Consider the following 19551-nt stretch of genomic DNA (forward strand, 5'->3'; position numbering starts at 1 on the left):
AACCTTACGCGGGGCGGAGCGGTTAATGCAAATCGTGAGGTCAGCCAGACGGTGTGGGGCTCGGCACAACCGACGACTGGCCCGTCGGCGGCGCGGCCGGTGCCCCGGTGTTGTACTGCTTGAACCTCTTGGTGGCGTCGTCCAGCTTGGCGTACGCCTGGCCGAGCTCGGTGAAGTTGCTGTTCTGCTGGGCCTTCTTGATGTCGGCCAGCGCGGCGTCGATGTCGGTGACCGCCTTCTGCAGCTCAGGGCTCAGCGCGCTGTTGGTGGGCGGTGTGGTCGGCGGCGTGGAGGTCTGGCCGTTGCCGTTGTTGTCGCTCGGCGGCGGCACGACCGCGCCGGCACCGCTGAGCACCTGGTCCAGCGCCTCGTTGAGCGTGGACGCGTAGCCGACCCGGTCGCCGTACCAGACGAGCACCTTGGACAGCTGCGGGTACGACGTGTTGTTCGACGCGCGCTCGATGTAGACGGGTTCGACGTAGAGCAGCGCTCCGCCCACGGGCAGCGTGAGCAGGTTGCCGTAGACGACCGTCGTCTTCTGCTGGGTCAGCAGGTTGAGCTCGCGACTGACGTTGTCCGACGTGAGGAACTGCGTCTGGATCTGCTGCGGGCCCTTCGCGTCCTGGCTGAGTTGCAGGACGCTGATCTTCCCGTAGTTGTCCGGATCGGATCCGACCGAGACGTGGGCCGCCATGAACTCCCGGTTCTCGCGGACGAGCGGACTGGTCAGCTGGAAGCGGACCTTGCTCGGGTCGCTCGGGTCACCGGCGAGGACGTAGAACGGCGGCTGGGCGTCACGGCGCTTGCTCGCCGCGTCGCGCTGGGCGTCGGCCGTCGTCACGTTGTCGATCGTCGGGTCCTGCGGCGGTGCCCAGTAGGCGACACCGGAGTAGAAGTCCGACGGCGACGAGACGTGGTACTTCGACAGGATCTGCCGCTGCACCTTGAACAGGTCCTCGGGGTAGCGGAAGTGCTGGCGCAGCTCGGTGGAGATCTCGCTGCCAGGCTTCACCGTGTTCGGGAAGACGCCCATCCACGCCTTGAGGACCGGGTCCTTGTCGTCGATCTGGTACAGGCTCACCGTGCCGTCGTAGGCGTCCACAGTGGCCTTGACCGAGTTGCGGATGTAGTTGACGGGCTTGTTGACCTGCGAGATGACGACGCCGTCCGCTGTGAGCGAGTCGTTCGTCGCGTCACCGAGCTGCGTGCGCTGCGCGTACGGGTAGTTCTCGAGCGTGGTGTAGCCGTCGACGATCCACGTGATGCGGCCGTTGACGACGGCCGGGTACGGGTCGCTGTCGACCGTGAGCCACGGGGCGACTGCCTGCACGCGGTCGCGCGGCGTGCGCTTGAACAGGATCTTCGAGTCGTCCGCGATCGACTGGTTGAAGAGGATGTTGCGCTCGCCGTAGTACGCCGCGAAGGCGACCTTGTTGAACAGGCTGCCGATCGGGACGCCGCCGCTGCCGGTGTAGGTGTAGGACTTGGCGTCCGTGTCGTACTCCGCCGCCGAGCCGGCCGGGCGGCCGCCGACGATGGAGTAGTCGTTCACGCCGAACAGCTCGCCGAAGTAGGTGCGGGGCTGGTCGACCTTGATGCCGTTCTGCGCGTTGCCGACGTCGCCGTTGGACTTGACCTCACCGGTCTTGAAGTCCGGGTAGCCGCCGTTGGACTCGTCGGCGACCGCGTTGACCTTGTTCGCCTCGGCGTAGACGAAGCCGTTGCCGTGGGTGTAGATGAGGTGCTGGTTGATCCAGTCGCGCTGGCCCTGCGGCAGGCTGTCGAGCTTCAGCTCGCGCACCGCGACGATGTAGTCGCGGAGCTTTCCGTCCAGTGTGTACCGGTCGACGTCGAGCTTGTTCGGGAAGCCGTAGAACGGCCGCAGCTGCTGGAACTGGGTGAAGGTGCGCGACAGCACCGCCGGGTCGAGCAGGCGGATGTTGCCCAGCGTCCCCGCGTCGTTGGTCTTGACCTGGTCGTTGCTGACGTTCTGCTTGCCCTCGTAGGGCTTCGTCTCGACCTTGTCGTCCGTCAACCCGAACGACTGCCGTGTCGCCGCGATGTTGCGGGTGATCGACTCGGCTTCCTTCTGGATGGCGTTCGGCTTGACCGAGAACTGCTCCAGCACCGCGGGCCACGCCGCGCCGACGAGCACGCTCGACAGCACCAGCAGGACGGTCGCGATGGCGGGCAGCTGCACGTTGCGCATGAACGCGCCGGCGAAGAACGCCACGGCGCAGAACACCGCGATGCACAGCAGGATCAGCTTGGCCGGCAGCACCGCGTTGAGGTCGGTGTAGCTCGCGCCGACGAACTTCTCGTTCTCGTGCAGCAGCAGCGAGTACCGGTCGAAGAAGTAAGCGACGGCCTTGAGCAGCACGAACGTGCCGGCGACGAGCGCCAGGTGCAGCCGCGCGGGGCCCGAGAGCTGGCCGCCGCGACCGGCCAGGCGGATGCCGCCGAACAGGTAGTGCGCGATGACCGCGCCGATGAACGACACCGCGACCGTGATGAACAGCCACGACAGCAGCCACTCGTAGAACGGCAGCTGGAACGCGTAGAAGCCGATGTCGTGCCCGAACTGCGGGTCGGTCACGCCGAACGGCTGGGAGTTCAGGAACAGCTGGATCTGCTGCCAGTCGGCCTGCGCCGACGCGCCCGCGATCAACCCGACGAACACGGGGATGCCGATCGCGAAGAACCGGACCCGGCCCATCACGACGGTGCGGTAGCGCGCCACCGGGTCGTCCGGTCCGGACACCGGCACGAACACCGGCCGGGCCCGGTACGCGAGGAAGAGGTTCAGCGCGACGACGCCGCCGACCACGGCCCCGACGGCCACGAACAGGGCCAGGCGGGTGAGCAGGACTGTGCTGTAGACGTCGCGGAATTTCACCTCGCCGAACCACAGCCAGTTCACGTAGGTGTCGAGCAGCCGCGATCCCGTGATGAGACCGAACAGGAGCACAACACCCACGATGAGCAGTATTCGGCTTCGCCGGGACAGTTTCGGCAGTCCGACCGGAGGCCGTGTGGCCACGAGGCACGCTCCTGGATCGCGGTAAATCGATACGTACGTTTAGTCCAACTCTACGGACGACGCCCTGGGTTCCCGTGAAGTCCGCAGTCTTACGATGACACGCGTGTCAGCGAGTGAAACGCCAGCGGTCATCCTCCCGACGGTCGCCCGCGAGGTTGAGGAGTTCGTAGCGGCAGGCGGCTGGGAGCAGCCACCGCAACTCTTCGCCCTCGTGGCCACCTCAGACCTGCTCGACCAGCAACCGGAGCTGCGCAACCAGCTCGACCCCGAGTCGAGTCCGCTGACCCCGATCGCCCAGGACGAGCTGTCGGGCGACCTGGGCGACGCGCTCGCGGGCATCGAGTGGCCCCCGGCCGTCACCGGGTGCGCCCTGGCCCAGGAGATCGTCGTCCTGCCGCCGGAGGCCGAGACGGAACTGAGCCACGGCGAGCTGGACGACGAGGCGGCCCGCCGCTTCGCCGCCGAACACCCCGCCCGCCGCGAGGCGCGCCTGGTGGCGGCGGTGCTGCGCGACGGCTCGGTCTCCTGCGTGCTGAGGCTGCGCGGGACGGTCGAGGTGCCAGAGGAGTTCGTCGAGCACCCCGAACTGGCGCCCAACCTCACCGACGCCCTGCTCGCCACGCTGCGGCCCTAGTCGTCACATCCCCAGGCTGGCACAACCCCGGCGCGTGATCGCGCCGGGGTTGTGATGCGTTGCCCGATGTTCGCGGCAAGCGGACAGCGACCACCCGCCGGGGTCGCGGCCGGGTCAGCAGCTCGGCGTGTCCTTGCCGGCGTTGAGCGCCTCCAGCGACGACACGGCGTCCGTCAGGTTCTCGACCTTGATCAGCTTGAGGTCGGAGGGTGCCTGCTGCTTCGCGTCCGCGCAGTTGTCGGCGGGCACGAGGAACGCCGTGGCGCCCGCTTCCTTCGCGGCGACCATCTTGAAGGCGATGCCGCCGATGGGCTTCACGGTGCCGTCACCGGTGATCTCGCCGGTGCCCGCGATGGACTTGCCGCCGTTGAGCTCGCCCGGCGTCAGCTTGTCGACGATCGCCAGCGCGAAGATCAGACCGGCCGAGGGACCGCCCACGTCGGACAGGCTGATCTTGATCTTGAACGGCACGTCGGCGCGGTCGACCGGCGAGATGCCGATGAAGCCCGCAGGGCGGCCGTCGTCGCGGGTGCCGAGGGTGAGCTGGGTCGACTGGGAGGTGCCGTCCTTCTCGAACGCCACCTCGATGCGGTCGCCGGGCTTGGTGTTCTCCAGCGCGCCGCTCACGTCGGCGGCGCTCTGCACCTGCTTGCCGTTGACCGAGATGATGCGGGCGCCGAGCGGGATCACGTTGTCCGCCGGGCTGCCCTTCGTGACCTGGTTCGCGATCACCATGCCCGGATACTTGAGGTGGTGCAGCGCCGCGACCTCGGCGGCGGTCTGCGACTCGCTGAACGCGCGCTCGTTGTTCTCCTGGACCTGCTGCTCCGACTCGCCGGGCTTGAAGAACTCCTCGCGCGGCGCCAGCGCGTAGCGGCCGGACAACCACAGACCCAGCGCGCCGAACAGCGACACGTCGTCGGTGAGCGAGACCGTCGTCATGCGCAGGGTCCCCTTGGTGGGGAAGGTGTCCTGGCCCTCGACCGACACCACGTCGGCGTCCTTGACCTGGCCGAGCACGTCGTAGGTCGGGCCGGGGCCCAGCGCGACGTACGGGACTCTGGCGAAACCGCCGAGCAGTCCGAGCGCCGCCACCACTAGGAAGCTGACGATCAGCGTCCACGTCCGGCGGGTCAGTCCGCGTTCCCTCGGCGGGGGCGCGGGTGGGGGTGCGGTCGTGACGGTTTCACTCACGGCTGAACAGCGTACGACCATGTCTGTCCGCGTACGGTAGAGGCATGAGTGACGTGCCGTTCGGGTTCCGCCCCGACGACCCCGACGACAAGAGCGGGAAGCCGGGAGACAACCCGTTCGACTTCAGCCAGCTGGGCGACATGCTGAGCCAACTGGGCTCGATGTTGAGCAACGCGGGTTCGTCGAGCGGGCCGGTGAACTACGACCTCGCCAAGCAGATCGCGTTCCAGCAGCTGTCCTCGACGACGACCACGATCGGGTTCGCCGCCGACCAGTCGAGCGCGGTCACCGACGCCGTGCACCTCGCCGAGATGTGGCTCGACCCGGTCACGTCGCTGCCCGCGGGCACCCGCACGACGCAGGCGTGGACCGCGCGCGACTGGATCGAGCGCACCATCCCGACCTGGCAGCGCCTGTGCGACCCGGTGGCGCAGCGCATGTCCGGTGCCTGGGTCGAGGCGATGCCCGCCGAGGCCAAGCAGGCGGCCGGCCCGCTGCTCGCGATGCTCGGCCAGATGGGCGGCATGGCGTTCGGCTCGCAGCTGGGCAACGCGCTGGCGCAGCTCGGCGCCGAGGTGCTCACCTCGACCGACGTCGGCCTGCCGCTCGGCCCCGAGGGCACCGCGGCCCTGCTGCCGGCGAACATCGAGAAGTTCACCGAGGGCCTGGAGCGTCCCGCGTCCGAGGTCATGGTGTTCCTCGCCGCGCGCGAGGCCGCCCACCAGCGCCTCTTCACACACGTGCCGTGGCTGCGGCAGCGCCTGCTCGACACCGTCGAGGAGTTCGCCAAGGGCATCAAGGTCGACACCTCGGCCCTGGAGCAGCTCGCCGGCCAGATCGACCCGTCGAACCCCGCCTCCATCGAGGAGGCCATGGGCTCGGGCCTGCTCGAACCGCAGACCACCCCGGAGCAGAAGGCGGCGCTGAACCGCCTGGAGACGCTCCTCGCCCTCGTCGAGGGCTGGGTGGACGTCGTGGTCGACGCCGCCGTCTCCGACCGCCTGCCCGGTGCCCCGGCCCTGCGCGAGACGCTGCGCCGCCGCCGTGCCTCCGGCGGCCCGGCCGAGCAGACGTTCGCGACGCTCGTGGGCCTGGAGCTGCGCCCGCGCAAGCTGCGGGCCGCCTCGGCCCTGTGGAAGCTGGTCGGCGACCAGCACGGCGTCGAGGTGCGCGACAGCGTGTGGGAGCACGCCGAGCTCGTCCCGACCGCCGAGGACCTCGACGACCCGCTGGAGTTCGCGGAGCGCCTGACGAACACCCGCAAGGCGCTGGAGGACCCGATCGCCGAGCTGGAGCGCACCATGCGCGAGGACGAGGGCAAGGCCGGGGACGGCGACAAGCCGGACAAGCCGGAAGAAGCCTGACCAGCACTTGAAGACGTGAAGCGCCCGGCGAGCACACCCTCGCCGGGCGCTTCACGTTCGTGAGGGTTCTTCAGTCCTCTGTGATCCCCAGGCCTGCGGCGGCCGAGAGACCTTCCAGGTAGCCCATGGCCCGCTCGGTCTTCGGGTAGCGGTGGACCCACTCCCAGAAGTCCTTGCCGTGCCCAGGCACCAGCAGGTGCGCGAGTTCGTGCACCAGCACGTAGTCGAGCACCCACGGCGGCACGTCGCGCAGCCGCTCGGACACGCGGATCGTGCCCTCGGTCGGCGTGCACGAGGCCCAGCGCGTGCGCATGGGCGGCACCCAGCGCACGCTCACCGGCTCCGCCAGCGAGTCCAGGTAGCGCGCCGACAGCTCGGCGCACCGCGCCATCAGCGCCTCGTCCGATGTGCGCGCAGGGGACTTCCTGCGCGTCTCACTGCGCTGGAGGCGGCTCAACATCTCCGCCACCCAGTGCTTCTCTTCCCCCTTGGTCATCCGTGCCGGCAGAAGGACGACGACGGTGTCGCCCTCCCGGTACGCGCTGACCATGCGGCGGCGCCGGGGGCTCCGCCGCACTTCCACCCGCGGTTCGGCCATGCAGTCACCGTAAACGCCGTCACCGACAATTTTCGGCCCCCAACCGGCGGCAGGCGCGCACCCGGCGGGTGAAGTTCCACCGAACGGCGGCTGGACACGCGCGGGATCGACATGCGCGATTTCGCACGCCTGCGGAGGTACCGTCGCGCCAAGGTCCCCGAGTGTGTCCGCACTCACAACTGCAAGGGAGGGGCTGTGGCCGACACCTACAACGGCTACTGCGTCAAGTGTCGCGAGAAGCGCGACTTCGACGGCAACGTCGAGGAGACCAATGGGCGGCGCATGGCGAAGGGCACCTGCCCTGTCTGCGGTACGAAGATGACGCGGATCCTCGGCAAGGCCAAGGTCTGACGTTTGCGCTGGCAGGGGGCCACGCCCCCTGCCAGTCTTTCCTCCGTGGACACAAGACCTCGCGTGCGTGCAGGACTGTCCGTGGTGCGCAGAGCCCCCGGCGTCGTCCAGGTCGGCACCGACCCGAAGCACGCCGTCGTGATCGACTCGCTGCCCGAGGCGCTGGTCGACGAACTGATCACCCTCGACGGCCGGCACACTGTCGCTGAACTGGGTGAAAGGCTGAAAAGCCGAGGTGGCAACCCCACCCAGCTGGGTGAAGTTCTCTCTTCACTCGAAGAGGCAGGTCTGCTCGACGACGGTCCTCCGGCGAGGGGTGGGACGGCCGCCGTGCACGGGTCCGGGCACCTCGCGCTCTCCATCACTTCGCTCCTGGTGGAATCCAGCGTTCAGCTCGCCCACAACGCCGATCTGACCGTGCTGGCGGCGACGCTCGTCCCCGATCCGAACCTCGTGGGCACGCTGATGGCGTTCCGCACGCCGCATCTGGCCGTGCGCGTGCGGGAGGGCGTGGGGATCGTGGGACCACTGGTCCTACCTGGTCGTTCTTCGTGCCTGAACTGCGCGGACCTGCACCGCACCGACCAGGATCCGGCGTGGCCCGTCATCGCGGCCCAGCTCGCCGGCCGACCGGCCTCCACCGACGTGCTGTTCGCGTCGGGCACGGCGGCGCTGGCGGTGGCGCAGGTCCTGGAGTCGCTGAGCTACGTCCACGGCCGCGACCAGACCCCTCCACCCGTGGTGAACGCCACTCTCGAGCTCGACCTCATGTCCGGTGTTGCTGAGAGGCGAAGCTGGTATCCGCACCCGGACTGTCAGTGCTCCGCACATAACATGGCCGAGTGACCGAGATTCCGCGCAAGGCCGTGCAGCGCACCGCCAAGCTGGCGAGCCTCCCGCTCGGGGTGGCCGGCCGGGTTGTCGGCGGCTGGGGGAAGCGACTGACCGGACGCGCGGCCGACGAGGTCAACGCCGAGGTGACGGCCAAGACGGCGGAGCAGGTCTTCGCGGTGCTCGGCCAGCTCAAGGGCGGGGCCATGAAGTTCGGGCAGGCGCTGAGCGTGTTCGAGGCGGCCGTCCCCGACGAGCTGGCGGCCCCGTACCGCGAGGCGCTGACGAAGCTGCAGACCGCGGCCCCGCCGATGCCCACCCGCACCACGCACCGCGTGCTCGCCGAACAGCTGGGTGCGTCCTGGACGAAGCGCTTCCAGGAGTTCGACGACGTCCCGGCCGCGTCGGCGTCCATCGGCCAGGTCCACCGCGCGGTGTGGCACGACGGCCGCGACGTGGCGGTGAAGGTCCAGTACCCCGGCGCGGACGAGGCCCTGCGCGCCGACCTCAAGCAGCTGCTGCGGTTCAGCCGGCTGCTGCAGGCGATCATGCCCGGCGCCGACGTGCGCCCGTTGCTGGAGGAGCTGCGCGACAGGTACCTCGAGGAGCTCGACTACCGCGACGAGGCCACGAACCAGCGCACGTTCGCGAAGGCCTTCGAGAACGACCCGCACGTGCTGGTCCCCCGCGTCATCGCCTCGGCGCCCAAGGTCATGGTGACCGAGTGGACCTCCGGCGTGGGCCTGTCGCACATCATCCGCGAGGGCTCGGCCGAGGACCGAGACCTGGCGGGTCAGCTGCTCGCCGAGTTCCACTTCTCGGCCCCGTCCCGCTCCGGCCTGCTGCACGCCGACCCGCACCCCGGCAACTTCATGCTGGGCGACGACGGCCGCCTGCGCGTGATCGACTTCGGCGCCGTGGCCCGCCTGCCCGACGGCCTGCCCAAGACGCTGGGCCTGATGACCAGGCTGGCCCTCGACGGCCGCTCCTCCGACCTTGTCGAACTGCTGCGCACCGAGAACTTCATCCGCGAGGGCATGGAACTGCACGGCGAGGACGTGCTCGGCTACCTGGCACCGTTCGTGGAACCGCTGCGCGCCGAGTCGTTCCACTTCACCCGCCGCTGGCTGCAGTCGCAGGCCGAACGAGTGGGCGACCTGCGCAGCCCGGATTCGCAGACGGGCCGCTCTTTGAACCTGCCGCCGCAGTACCTGCTGATCCACCGCGTGACAATGGGAGCGACGGGCATTCTCTGCCAGCTCGACGCCCACGTGACCGCGCACGAAATCGTCGCACGCTGGCAACCGGGATTCGCCGACTAACTCGTCCGGGTGAACCGAGGCCGAGTTGTCCACAGCTTGGCCTTCAGCCCCCTTCGGCCGCTTGCAGCTGCGCCACGATGAACCCATGGCACCCATCGCGACCACCGCTGAACTGCGCAAAGCCGGGATCTCCCCACGGGAGGTCCTGCGCCACTGCACCCCCGCCGGCTCATGGCAGCGCCTGCTGCCGGGCGTAGTCCTGACCACCCCTGCACCCGCCACTCGCCTCGACAGACTGCGCGCGGTCCTTTCTTTCGCAGGGCCTTCTTCGGTGATCACGGGAGCCGATGCACTGGTTCGGCAGGGAGCCGCACTTCCTCTTCCCCGGCACATTCACGTGCTCGCGGAAAGCAATGTGCGAAGAGCGAATCCGTGGATTCTGCTGGAACGCACAACCCGCCCGCCGGCCGTGGTGGAACGCCACGGACTGAGGCTCGCGGGTGCCGCGCGGGCCGCTCTCGACATGGCCCGGCGGGAGTTGAACCCGCGCGCCATCGCCGAGATCATCGACGCCGTGGTGAGTGCGCGGTTGTGCACGCCGATGGAGCTCCGGGAGGAGTTACGGGTGAGCAGCCGGCGGGGAACGGCCCTGGTCAGGCAGGCCTTGTGCCACCTGTACCCGACCTGACGTGCGCACGCGGGGCGCCGGCCGCTCATGCCTTCCGCACGACGGACCGAGTTTCTGCCCCTGACACCGCGGTCAGCAGGGGTGCGGTGTGGAGCCGCAGTCCAGAGACGTCACGGCACCTCAACGGTCCACAACAGACCGGCCACCCGCCATCACATCTCGGACGACTCTCACGCCTCATGCCGTCTGATGCTGGGGTTTCACGCCACATGCCGTCTGGCGTTGGGGTCTCACGTCACCTGACCAGCGGCACTCTCAAGATTTGTGCACCGATCCCGGCGGGCCATCACCTGAGATCCCGCGTCACCTGACCCAGCGGCTCACATCCGAGGATCCACGCCGCCTCAACCTGGCGCCCGCGCTCAAGCCCGCGCAGCCTGACTGGACGCCACCTCGATCCGACGTCACTTCAACCCTGCCCTACCTCAGTCCGGCGCACTTCAGTGCGGCGCCGCTCAGTCCTGCGCCACCGCATCGCCACGCCGCCGCACCCCGATCCCCACCTCAGGTCGGGTACACGTCGAACCGAACCGCACGATCCGCGGCACCGGGCAGGTCAGCGCCAGTACTCGTCCGGCAGCTTGCCCTCGATGTCCCGGACGTGGGTCTTCGAGCACACCTGACACAACCACCGGAGCGACCCACCGGTCCGCTCCGACGACCAGGCCAGGAAATCCAGGTCGGAAACGGAGGAACGCAGCCGCCCGCATCTGTGGCACACCGGCTCCGCCCCTGCGGTCACCGGCGCCGACCCACGTGAACGGTGTCGGTTTCCAGCAGGAACACGTCCTCGCGGGCGCCGACGTACTCCGAGTCGGAGGGGTTGAGCAGGCGGCGGAGCGCGTCGCGGTCTGCGGGATGCAGGTGGGGGCCGGTGATCTCGTTCAGCCAGGTCAGGCGGTCGACCGCCCAGTCGCGGACCAGTTGTTTGGCCGGGGCCGGGTGGTCCACGACGAAGCTGAAGGCGCTGATCTCGCCGAGGCCCGCGTCGGCCAGGGCCACGTTCCAGCCGACCGGGAGGCGGGCTGAGCCCGTCATGTTCTCGCGCATCGAGACGAACCACGAGGCGCGGGCCGCGGCCATGCGGTCCTGCAGGCCGGGCGAGCCGACGCCCAGGTCCCACGGGAGGAAGCGGGTTTCGAGGCCACCTTCCGCGAGGGCCAGCCAGCCGCCGGGAGCCAGGGCTTCCACCAGGCGTTTCATTCCGCGCAACTGATCAGGGAGGTGGTGGATCACCCGCGAGCCCCAGATGAGCTCGACCGGGCCTGCGAACGACAGCGGGTCTTCGGCGGCGAGGTCGGCGAGCACCGGCTTCACCGACACGGCGCCGTCGGTTTCCGCGCGGGCCGCGGCGCAGGCCGCGTCCAGCAGTTCGGGGGTGGCGTCGACCAGGACCAGGACGCCTCCGCCGTGGTCTCGCAGAGCCGCGGCGAGCGGCACGCTCATGGATCCCGCGCCGCAGCCGACGTCCATCACGACCGGTGAGTCGGGCAAGGGCTCGACCAGTCTGCGGGCGACCGAGGCCAGCGCCTCCGCCTGCAGCGAGCCGTAGCGCCTCATCGCGTGGAGGCGGGCTGACCAGTCGATTCCGTCGTGAGTGTGGTGCGGCACAAAGGGAACGGTACGGAGGAACGGCCGAGGCCGCCATCCACCTTCTCGTGGACGACGGCCTCAGCTCGAGACTGTCAGAGGTCGAAGCGAGCCGCTCTGCGTCCCGCCCATCGCGACAACCTGCGCCAACGTTGCGCTGACGCGAGGCGGTTCGCCAGGCGTTGCTCCTCTGCGAACCTCTGGGCTTCTTGTATTCGTATTCGGACGAGTTCTTCATTCAGAGACATGGGAGTCAGGGCCTCGTTCAGGTAGGCGGGCATTGCGCTGTGGTTCAGATGCACGGTGTTCACGCCGCCGCCTCCGTCTTGCTGGCAGTGACAACAGTCGCGTCCTTGCGCGGACGGCCACGGGGCCGCTTGCGCGCGATGACGACTCCGCGCTCGAAGATCTCTCCACCCCAGACGCCCCACGGCTCGTGACGTGCGATCGCGCCGGCGAGGCACTCCGCGAGAACCGGGCAGGTTCCGCAGAAGGACTTCGCCTTCTCGAGGTCAGCAGGCGCGTCGGCGAACCAGAGGTCGGGGTTGTGGGTGCGGCAGGGGATGTCGAGCCCCTCCGCGAGGTCCGGAAGTCCCTCTCCGGTGAGCGGGACAGTCGCGGTCAACATCAGGGTTTTCTCCTTGTGTGGGGTACTGCAAAAACACGAAAGCCGCGGACTCTGTACGAGTCCGCGGCTTTCGTGAGCCTGGTGGTCCTTCGACCCCTTCTAGGGGGTCGGCAGGAGCCTTCTCACTTGATGCGCGGACAGCGCATTCGTGTAGTTGTCGACGTCATCGATGACCGGCAGCGCGATCGGCTGCTCGCTGCGCACTTCGGCACCAGCCAGAGCGATTCCGCGCAGAGCGGTGCCCCGCTCGCGGCCCAGCAGCGCCACTGGCTTGTGGGCAGAGGTCTGCCACATGGCCTGAGTGGATGCGGACGTGCAGAAGCCCTCGGTCAACGGGAGGCCGAGCGCGCGAGAGATGCTGAAGATCTTCACAACGGGCCACCTCCTCCGAACGAGAGAGCTCTGCATCGAGAGCTAGTAGTAGTTCTTCTTCCCCAGACGGGTCCTCCGGACCCGGCATGAGCAGGTTATGACCCCGTACCTGGGGCTCGCAACCTATTTAACGAAACTTGTCCCGATCAGGTGGCGGAGTACCCGACACCGGCTCGGACCAGGCCCAACACGTCGTCGCCGAACTTATCAAGCTTGGAGGCGCCGATGCCCGAGATCGCGACGAGTCCGGCCGAATCCGTGGGTCGCTGCTCCGCGATCGCCATCAGCGTCGCGTCGGTGAACACGACGTACGGGGGCACCTTCAGCTCCCGCGCCCGTCCCGCGCGCCACCGGCGCAGCGTCTCGAGCAGCTCCTCGTCCACATCGGACGGACAGGACCTGCATCGGCCGAGCTTGACGGCCTGCGACTCGACCAGCGTCGACGCGCACACCCGGCAGGTCGGCTTCTCCTTCTTCATGAGAGGAGGCCGTTGCGCGCCGCCGGATACCCGTGCGGCCGGGTGGTTCTCGGGAACGAGGTTGTAGAGGAACCGCGACCGGCGGCGGTACTTGCGCCCACCGGCGGCGCGGGCCAGCGCCCACGACAGCCAGATGTGCACACGCGCGCGCGTGACACCTACGTAGAGAAGGCGGCGTTCTTCTTCGACCTTCGCCTCGTCGCCGTCGGCGTACTGGATCGGCATCGTGCCCTCGACCAGTCCGACGAGGAACACGGCGTCCCACTCGAGGCCCTTCGACGCGTGCAGCGACGCCAGCGTCACGCCTTCGACCGTCGGCGGGTGCTGTGTCTCGGCGCGCATGTCCAGTTCGAGGCAGAACCTCGGCAGGTCGGCCTCGGGCGTGGCGGCGGCGAACTCCTCGGCGAGTTCGACGAGAGCGAGCAACGACTCCCAGCGTTCGCGCGCGCTGCCACCGGTCGGCGGCTCGTCGGTCAGCCCGACGCGGCCGAGAGCCGAGCGCACGACCTCGGGCAGGCTGCCGTCGGGATCGCCCGACGAGCGCAGCGTGATCATCGCCTGGCGGATCTCGGCGCGCTCGAAGAAGCGCTCGCCCCCGCGCACCAGGTACGGGATGCCGAGCCCGGCGAGCGCTTGCTCGTACGCCTCGGACTGCGCGTTGACGCGGTAGAGGATCGCGATCTCGGAAGCCGCGACGCCCTCGTCGAGCAGCGTCTTGATGCGGGCCGCGACGGCGTCGGCCTCGCTCGGCTCGTCGTCGAACTCGTGGAACCGCGGCTTGGGCCCGTCCGGCCGCTGCCCGATCAGTTGCAGCCGCGAGCCGGCCGGACGCCCGCGCGCCCACTTGATCACGTCGTTGGCCAGCTCGACGACCTGTGGCGTCGACCGGTAGTCGCGTTCCAGCCGCACGACGACCGCCTCGGGGAACCGGCGCCCGAAGTTGAGCAGCGGCTGCGGCGAGGCGCCCGCGAACGAGTAGATGGTCTGGTTGGCGTCGCCGACCACGGTCAGGTCGTCGCGAGCGCCCAGCCACGAGTCGAGCACGCGCTGCTGCAGCGGCGTCACGTCCTGGTACTCGTCCACGACGAAGCAGCGGTAGCGGTCGCGGAACTCCTGCGCGACCTCCGCGTTGTCCTCCAGCGCGCCCGCCGTGTAGAGCAGCAGGTCGTCGAAGTCGAGCAGTTGCGCCTCGGTCTTGAGCTGCTCGTAGGTCGTGTAGAGCTTCATGATCTGTTCGGCGGGCGCCGGGATGTCCCTCGCGGCGCGGGCCGCGGCGGCCGGGTAGTCCTCCGGCGTCAGCAGCGACGCCTTGGCCCACTCGATCTCGCTGGTCAGGTCGCGCAGCGCGTCGGACTCGGTCGGCATCCCGAGCCGGGACGCGGCGCGGGCGACGACGCGGATCTTCTGGTCGACGAGCTCCCAGCGCGGACCGCCGATGACGCGTGGCCAGAAATAACGCAGCTGGCGCGACGCGGCGGCGTGGAACGTCACGGCCTGTGCGCCGTGCACGTCCAGAGAGCGCAAACGTGTGCGCATCTCCCCCGCGGCGCGCTTGGTGAACGTGACGGCCAGGACCTGCGACGGAGCGACGTGGCCGCGCTGGCACAGGTACGCGATGCGGTGCGTGATGGTGCGCGTTTTGCCGGTACCGGCACCCGCGAGCACGCACACGGGGCCGCGCGGGGCCTCGACCGCGGCGCGCTGTTCCGGATCGAGACCCTCCAGCAACGCGTCCATGCCCGGCAGTCTCGCAGATGGCCGAGCTGTGCTAAGTCAGGCTCCCGCTGTGTTCGACAATTCCGGCCAGTATCCTGTGGGTATGGCTGGTAAGCAGGACAAGGCGGCGGCGAAGGAAGCGGCGAAGGTTCGCCGCGCGGCTTCACGCGCGCGGCGCAAGCAGATCTTCGAGGCGTTCAAGATGCAGCGCCGCGAGGACAAGGCGCTGGTTCCGATGATGCTGGGCGCCCTGCTCGGCGTCACGGCGATCGCCGTGGTCCTGGGCATCGTCTTCCAGGCCGTGTGGATCTTCGTGCCGCTGGGCGTCGCGATCGGCGCGCTGCTGGCCGTCATCATCTTCGGCCGCCGCGTCCAGAGCAACGTCTTCCGCAAGGCCGACGGCCAGCCGGGCGCCGGCGCCTGGGCACTCGAGAACCTGCGCGGCCGCTGGCGCGTCACGCCCGCCGTGGCGGGCACCACGCAGCTCGACGCCGTGCACCGCGTGCTGGGCCGGCCGGGCGTCGTCCTGGTCGCCGAGGGCGCTCCGCAGCGCGTCAAGCCGCTCCTCGCCCAGGAGAAGAAGCGCATCTCCCGCGTCGTCGGCGACACCCCGATCTACGACTTCATCATCGGCACCGAAGAGGGCCAGGTCCCGCTGAAGAAGCTCCAGTCGAAGCTGATGAAGCTGCCGCGCAACATCACCGCCGCCCAGGTCGACACGCTGGAGACCCGCCTCGCCGCACTGGCCAGCCGCGGTGCCGCACTGCCCAAGGGCCCGATGCCGGCCGGCGCGAAGATGCGCAACGTCCAGCGCGCCATGCGCCGCCGGGGCTGACCGAACCCGCTCCCACCAGCACGAAGAGGCCCGCCGCACAGCACGTGCGGCGGGCCTCTTCGCGTTTCCGGACCAGCGGCTAGCGGACCTTGATGACGACGGTGCCGGCCGCCTTGTCGTGCAGGCAGCGGCCGTCCGCGTCCCAGACCAGCGCCGGGATCAGCGGGAAGATGAGCACGGTGCGCAGCAGGGCGCGCGGCAGGTGCACGAACGTCTTGCCGTCGATGCGCGCCACCCGCAGCCCGAGCAGCGCGTGCCCCGGGGTGAACCCGAAGAACGCGACGGCGACCACCGTGATCACGAACCAGGCCAGCAGGCTCCAGTTCTTCGGCAGGTCGGGCTGGGTGAAGACCGCCGCGACACCCGCTGCGAGGAGGAAGTCGGCCAGGATGGCGAACGTGCGCCGCCCGATCGAGGCGATGGAGCCAGGCCCGTCCTTGGGGAAGCCATGGCGCTCACCGCGCCAGCGCTGTTGCGTGCCGTCGTTCGAGTCCTCACCCGGCGACAGCACGGAGTCGGGTCCTGACAGCCACGAACCGGTCCACCTGCTCACCCCACCAGAGTAAGGCCGTGCTCAACGGGTGAGCACTGGCAGGTCGCCTTGCCCACCTGGGCGGTCCCGTTAACACTGGCGAAACATCGGAGTGACGGACGGGCAACACCGCCGACATACCGTCACTCACGATGACCAGCCGTTGTCCATAGTCAAGGAGTCGACGAGGGTGTTCAAGAATTCCGACGAGGTGCTGAAGTTCATCACCGACGAGGGCGTCAAGTTCGTCGACGTGCGGTTCAGCGACCTGCCGGGCGTGATGCAGCACTTCACGCTGCCCGCCAAGGCGTTCGACGCCGACGCGATCGAAGAGGGTCTCGCCTTCGACGGCTCCTCCGTGCGTGGTTTCCAGTCCATCCACGAGTCGGACATGCTGCTGCTGCCCGACCTGTTCACCGCGCGCCTCGACCCGTTCCGGATCGAGAAGACGCTGATCGTCAACTTCTTCGTGCACGACCCGTTCACGCGTGAGGCGTACAGCCGCGACCCGCGCAACATCGCGCGCAAGGCCGAGCAGTACATCACCGACTCGGGCATCGCCGACACCGCGTACTTCGGTGCCGAGGCGGAGTTCTACATCTTCGACTCGGTCCAGTTCGACACGACCGCGAACTCCAGCTTCCACAAGATCGACGCGGTCTCCGGCTGGTGGAACACCGGCCGTGAGGAAGAGGGCGGCAACCTCGGCTACAAGGTCAAGTACAAGGGTGGCTACTTCCCCGTCACCCCGAACGACCACTACGCCGACCTGCGCGACCAGATGGTCCTCAACATGGAGGCCCAGGGCTTCACCGTCGAGCGCGCGCACCACGAGGTGGGCACCGGCGGCCAGGCCGAGATCAACTACAAGTTCAACACGCTGCTGCACGCCGCGGACGACCTGATGCTGTTCAAGTACATCATCAAGAACACCGCCTGGCAGGCCGGCAAGTCCGTCACCTTCATGCCGAAGCCGCTGTTCGGCGACAACGGCTCGGGCATGCACACGCACCAGTCGCTGTGGAAGGACGGCTCGCCGCTGTTCCACGACGAGAGCGGCTACGCGGGTCTCTCCGACACCGCCCGCCACTACATCGGCGGCATCCTGCACCACGCCCCGTCGCTGCTGGCCTTCACCAACCCGACGGTGAACTCCTACCACCGCCTGGTCCCCGGCTACGAGGCCCCGGTCTCGCTGGTCTACTCCCAGCGCAACCGCTCGGCGTGCGTCCGCATCCCGATCACGGGCAACAACCCGAAGGCCAAGCGCATCGAGTTCCGCTGCCCCGACTCCTCGGGCAACCCGTACCTCGCCTTCTCGGCGATGGTCATGGCGGGCCTCGACGGCGTGAAGAACAAGATGGAGCCGCCGGCCCCGATCGACAAGGACCTCTACGAGCTCCCGCCCGAGGAGGCCCGCGACGTCAGGCAGGTCCCCGCGACGCTGGACGCCGTGCTCGACAACCTCGAGGCGGACCACGAGTTCCTGCTCGAGGGCGGCGTGTTCACGCCGGACGTGATCGACACCTGGATCTCGTACAAGCGCTCCGAAGAGATCGACCCGCTGCGTCTGCGCCCGAACCCCTACGAGTTCGCGCTCTACTACGACGTGTGATCGGTTGAGCTTTGCGTTGAAGGCCCGGCGGGAACATCCCGCCGGGCCTTCGGCCGTCTCAGGTGCCGAGCAACGTCACGGTGGACGACGAGCCGCTGACCCGCACGTCGGACACGAGGACGTCGGCCTCACCGCCGGTCGGCAGCTTGATCCGGGCCTCACCGCCGGTGAGGGTGCCTGCGGCCGTGCCGGCGCCGGACAGCTGCCAGACGCCGTCGTTCACGGTCTCGATCAGATCGACCCGGTCCATCACGACCGCGTTGCCGTCCGCGTAGATGAGCCTGGCCGGTCCCGAGTAGCTGAACATCAGTTCTCCCCTGCCGGATCTCCCTGACGCCTGAACACACGTGTGGGACGGCTGCGAGGTTCACTTGATCCGAAAAGGACTCACACGGCGAGCCGGGAGCGGACCTCCATCAGCGCCTCGCCGAGCAGGTTGAGTCCGAGCCACTGCGCGGGGTCGGTGGCGCGCGGGTCGGACTCGACGAGGCCGATGCCCCACACGCGGTCCTGCGGGCTGGCCTCGACGAGAACTCGGGAACCCGTGCCCAGCAAGTAAGAGCGCAGCGCGGGGTCTTGGCCGAACTTCGCCAGGTTGCCCTCGACCACGATCTCCAGGCGCGCGGAAACCCATTCGGCGTCGGAGAAGCCCGAGACCTCACGGCCCAGCGCTTTGGCCTCGCCCGGTGTGCGGGCGGCCAGCACGCGCTCGGCCACGGAGGCGTCGCCGAAGAGCAATGCCTTGCGCCACATCATGTAGTGCTCGGCCGACGGGAAGTCCTGGCCGTCGGCGGAGAAGGAGCACGGCCACCACTGCGACAGGCATCCCTTGCCGATGCCGCCGTCACGTTCGGGCTGATGTCCCCAGAAGAACAAGTACTTCACAGGGCGAGAGGTTAGCGGCCCGAATCACTTCGGCAGCGGGATTCCGGCGATCGTGATCGCGGCGCCCGTCGGGGCGAACTGGCCCGAGATCGACGAGAACGTCAGAGTGAGGGAGTTCACACCTGTGCCGAGCTTCTCGTCGAGCACGACGGTGCCCGAGGTGGTGGTGCCCTGGGTGACGAGGCCGTCCCACTTGCTGCTCGAGGCCGCGTAGGTGCGGTTCAGATCGTCCACGACGGCGATGCCGACCACGGGGAGGGTCATCCTGGCCTGGGAGGCGTTCGTGGCCGTCACGAAGAGCTTCACCCGGTTGTTCGCGGCTTCCACGCGGTTGACCTCGACGGTCAGCATGCCGCGCTGCTGCTTGAACGAGCCCGTCGTGACCTTCACGTCCGCCGACGGCTCTGTCGTTTCCAGTGCGCCATCAGGGGTTTCGACGCCGTTCGACGTAGTCGTCGTGGCGGTGACGTTGGGCTGCGCGGCGGAGTTGTTGCCACTCAGTGCATATTCGATCACACCGAGTAGTGCGAGCACACCGGCAGCCACGCCCGCGATGGCGATCACGGTCTTTCCTCCGCGCGTGACCCTGCGATGCTGCATGACTTCCTCTGCTAGACCCCCGGCGAACTACAGCTCCCCCACTGAGCGCGCCCAGTCTCATCTCGATTGGGTGAAACGTCAATGCGCTAGGGTCCGCGCGTGTCCCAAGATGTCGCCGAATTCACGGCTCCGCAGCTGCTCACCACCCACATCTTCGACTCGGCACCCGATGCGCTCGAAGCGGTTCAGGCCGCTGACGTGCTCGACCTCGGTGTCCGCGTCTACAACCGGCTCGTGCCCGACGCCGACGACGCGGAAGCGTTGGAGGAGGAGTGGGTGGTCGAGGTCTACACCAACGCTCCCGCGGTGGACCCCGATTCCGACGAGGACTGAGCAG

20 protein-coding genes are annotated in these 19551 nt (G+C 68.7%); 9 read left to right on the forward strand and 11 right to left on the reverse strand.

Annotated features, from left to right (window positions below; genetic code table 11):
• Positions 1–40: 40 nt before the first annotated feature.
• Entirely contained in the window at positions 41–3040 is a 3000-nt protein-coding gene (locus DFR72_RS29425; protein ID WP_090068104.1) for a UPF0182 family protein, read from the reverse strand.
• A 94-nt stretch (positions 3041–3134) separates the two neighbouring features.
• On the opposite strand from DFR72_RS29425, the gene DFR72_RS29430 reads away from it, so the two are divergent.
• A complete protein-coding gene (locus tag DFR72_RS29430; protein WP_090068102.1) occupies positions 3135–3674 on the forward strand; it encodes a PPA1309 family protein in 540 nt (179 codons plus the stop codon).
• A 114-nt stretch (positions 3675–3788) separates the two neighbouring features.
• Here the strand turns inward: DFR72_RS29430 and DFR72_RS29435 are convergent, their stop codons facing one another.
• Positions 3789–4868: a YlbL family protein gene (locus DFR72_RS29435; RefSeq protein ID WP_245983615.1), complete on the reverse strand. Its 1080-nt coding sequence runs from the start codon at positions 4866–4868 to the stop codon at positions 3789–3791.
• Positions 4869–4912: 44 nt separating this feature from the next.
• On the opposite strand from DFR72_RS29435, the gene DFR72_RS29440 reads away from it, so the two are divergent.
• Positions 4913–6232 carry a zinc-dependent metalloprotease gene (locus DFR72_RS29440; RefSeq protein ID WP_090068098.1) on the forward strand — a complete coding sequence of 440 codons (1320 nt, stop codon included), beginning with the start codon at positions 4913–4915 and terminating at the stop codon, positions 6230–6232.
• Positions 6233–6302: 70 nt separating this feature from the next.
• Here DFR72_RS29440 and DFR72_RS29445 read toward each other — a convergent pair whose 3' ends face one another.
• On the reverse strand, positions 6303–6830 hold the full coding sequence (locus DFR72_RS29445) for a M48 metallopeptidase family protein (protein WP_090068096.1): 528 nt from the start codon (positions 6828–6830) through the stop codon (positions 6303–6305).
• A gap of 195 nt (positions 6831–7025) precedes the next feature.
• Here DFR72_RS29445 and DFR72_RS45765 point away from each other — a divergent pair, with 195 nt between their 5' ends.
• From DFR72_RS45765 to DFR72_RS29460, 4 genes are all read left to right on the forward strand, one after another.
• A complete protein-coding gene (locus DFR72_RS45765) occupies positions 7026–7181 on the forward strand; it encodes a DUF5679 domain-containing protein (RefSeq protein ID WP_169746029.1) in 156 nt (51 codons plus the stop codon).
• A gap of 45 nt (positions 7182–7226) precedes the next feature.
• On the forward strand, positions 7227–8027 hold the full coding sequence (locus tag DFR72_RS29450) for a TOMM precursor leader peptide-binding protein (RefSeq protein WP_090068094.1): 801 nt from the start codon (positions 7227–7229) through the stop codon (positions 8025–8027).
• Positions 8024–9334, forward strand: coding sequence for an ABC1 kinase family protein (locus tag DFR72_RS29455; RefSeq protein ID WP_090068092.1), 1311 nt, complete (start codon positions 8024–8026; stop codon positions 9332–9334). The genes DFR72_RS29450 and DFR72_RS29455 overlap by 4 nt, the downstream gene beginning before the upstream one ends.
• Positions 9335–9689: 355 nt before the next feature.
• On the forward strand, positions 9690–9962 hold the full coding sequence (locus DFR72_RS29460; RefSeq protein ID WP_143086821.1) for a hypothetical protein: 273 nt from the start codon (positions 9690–9692) through the stop codon (positions 9960–9962).
• Between the two features lie 738 nt (positions 9963–10700).
• Here DFR72_RS29460 and DFR72_RS29470 read toward each other — a convergent pair.
• The 4 genes from DFR72_RS29470 to DFR72_RS29485 form a co-directional block, all read right to left on the reverse strand.
• Complete coding sequence (locus DFR72_RS29470; protein WP_245983616.1) at positions 10701–11573, reverse strand: class I SAM-dependent methyltransferase; 873 nt, start codon at positions 11571–11573, stop codon at positions 10701–10703.
• Positions 11574–11859: 286 nt separating this feature from the next.
• The gene (locus tag DFR72_RS29475) at positions 11860–12180 is read right to left on the reverse strand and encodes a WhiB family transcriptional regulator (protein ID WP_090068084.1); all 321 of its coding nucleotides are present in this window, start codon (positions 12178–12180) and stop codon (positions 11860–11862) included.
• Between the two features lie 99 nt (positions 12181–12279).
• Positions 12280–12552, reverse strand: a complete 273-nt coding sequence (locus DFR72_RS29480) for a hypothetical protein (RefSeq protein WP_090068082.1) — start codon at positions 12550–12552, stop codon at positions 12280–12282.
• A gap of 146 nt (positions 12553–12698) precedes the next feature.
• Positions 12699–14768: an ATP-dependent DNA helicase UvrD2 gene (locus DFR72_RS29485; RefSeq protein ID WP_090068080.1), complete on the reverse strand. Its 2070-nt coding sequence runs from the start codon at positions 14766–14768 to the stop codon at positions 12699–12701.
• A gap of 82 nt (positions 14769–14850) precedes the next feature.
• Here DFR72_RS29485 and DFR72_RS29490 point away from each other — a divergent pair, with 82 nt between their 5' ends.
• Positions 14851–15582 carry a DUF4191 domain-containing protein gene (locus DFR72_RS29490; protein WP_090068078.1) on the forward strand — a complete coding sequence of 244 codons (732 nt, stop codon included), beginning with the start codon at positions 14851–14853 and terminating at the stop codon, positions 15580–15582.
• 79 nt (positions 15583–15661) lie between these two features.
• Here the strand turns inward: DFR72_RS29490 and DFR72_RS29495 are convergent, their stop codons facing one another.
• Positions 15662–16135 carry an RDD family protein gene (locus tag DFR72_RS29495; protein WP_090068076.1) on the reverse strand — a complete coding sequence of 158 codons (474 nt, stop codon included), beginning with the start codon at positions 16133–16135 and terminating at the stop codon, positions 15662–15664.
• Positions 16136–16304: 169 nt separating this feature from the next.
• Between DFR72_RS29495 and glnA the strand changes: the two genes are divergently transcribed.
• Positions 16305–17729 carry a type I glutamate--ammonia ligase gene (gene glnA / locus DFR72_RS29500; protein ID WP_090068074.1) on the forward strand — a complete coding sequence of 475 codons (1425 nt, stop codon included), beginning with the start codon at positions 16305–16307 and terminating at the stop codon, positions 17727–17729.
• 58 nt (positions 17730–17787) lie between these two features.
• Here the strand turns inward: glnA and DFR72_RS29505 are convergent, their stop codons facing one another.
• The 3 genes from DFR72_RS29505 to DFR72_RS29515 form a co-directional block, all read right to left on the reverse strand.
• Positions 17788–18036 (reverse strand): hypothetical protein, encoded by a 249-nt coding sequence (locus tag DFR72_RS29505; protein ID WP_090068072.1) that lies wholly within the window; start codon positions 18034–18036, stop codon positions 17788–17790.
• Positions 18037–18116: 80 nt separating this feature from the next.
• Complete coding sequence (locus tag DFR72_RS29510; RefSeq protein WP_090068070.1) at positions 18117–18614, reverse strand: riboflavin biosynthesis intermediates N-glycosidase; 498 nt, start codon at positions 18612–18614, stop codon at positions 18117–18119.
• A gap of 24 nt (positions 18615–18638) precedes the next feature.
• On the reverse strand, positions 18639–19178 hold the full coding sequence (locus tag DFR72_RS29515; protein ID WP_114773787.1) for a hypothetical protein: 540 nt from the start codon (positions 19176–19178) through the stop codon (positions 18639–18641).
• A gap of 135 nt (positions 19179–19313) precedes the next feature.
• Between DFR72_RS29515 and DFR72_RS29520 the strand changes: the two genes are divergently transcribed.
• Positions 19314–19547 carry a hypothetical protein gene (locus DFR72_RS29520; RefSeq protein ID WP_090068066.1) on the forward strand — a complete coding sequence of 78 codons (234 nt, stop codon included), beginning with the start codon at positions 19314–19316 and terminating at the stop codon, positions 19545–19547.
• Positions 19548–19551 lie beyond the last annotated feature (4 nt).

Source organism: Lentzea flaviverrucosa (assembly GCF_003350445.1).
GTDB classification, from domain to species: Bacteria; Actinomycetota; Actinomycetes; order Mycobacteriales; family Pseudonocardiaceae; genus Lentzea; species Lentzea californiensis.

Bases quoted from the DNA above. Each gene is read 5' to 3' on its own strand.
- DFR72_RS29475 (WP_090068084.1), bottom strand. From the start codon at position 12,180: ATGTTGACCGCGACTGTCCCGCTCACCGGAGAGGGACTTCCGGACCTC.
- DFR72_RS29440 (WP_090068098.1), top strand. From the start codon at position 4,913: ATGAGTGACGTGCCGTTCGGGTTCCGCCCCGACGACCCCGACGACAAG.
- DFR72_RS29490 (WP_090068078.1), top strand. From the start codon at position 14,851: ATGGCTGGTAAGCAGGACAAGGCGGCGGCGAAGGAAGCGGCGAAGGTT.
- DFR72_RS29505 (WP_090068072.1), bottom strand. From the start codon at position 18,036: ATGTTCAGCTACTCGGGACCGGCCAGGCTCATCTACGCGGACGGCAAC.
- DFR72_RS29485 (WP_090068080.1), bottom strand. From the start codon at position 14,768: ATGGACGCGTTGCTGGAGGGTCTCGATCCGGAACAGCGCGCCGCGGTC.
- DFR72_RS29430 (WP_090068102.1), top strand. From the start codon at position 3,135: ATGACACGCGTGTCAGCGAGTGAAACGCCAGCGGTCATCCTCCCGACG.
- DFR72_RS29445 (WP_090068096.1), bottom strand. From the start codon at position 6,830: ATGGCCGAACCGCGGGTGGAAGTGCGGCGGAGCCCCCGGCGCCGCCGC.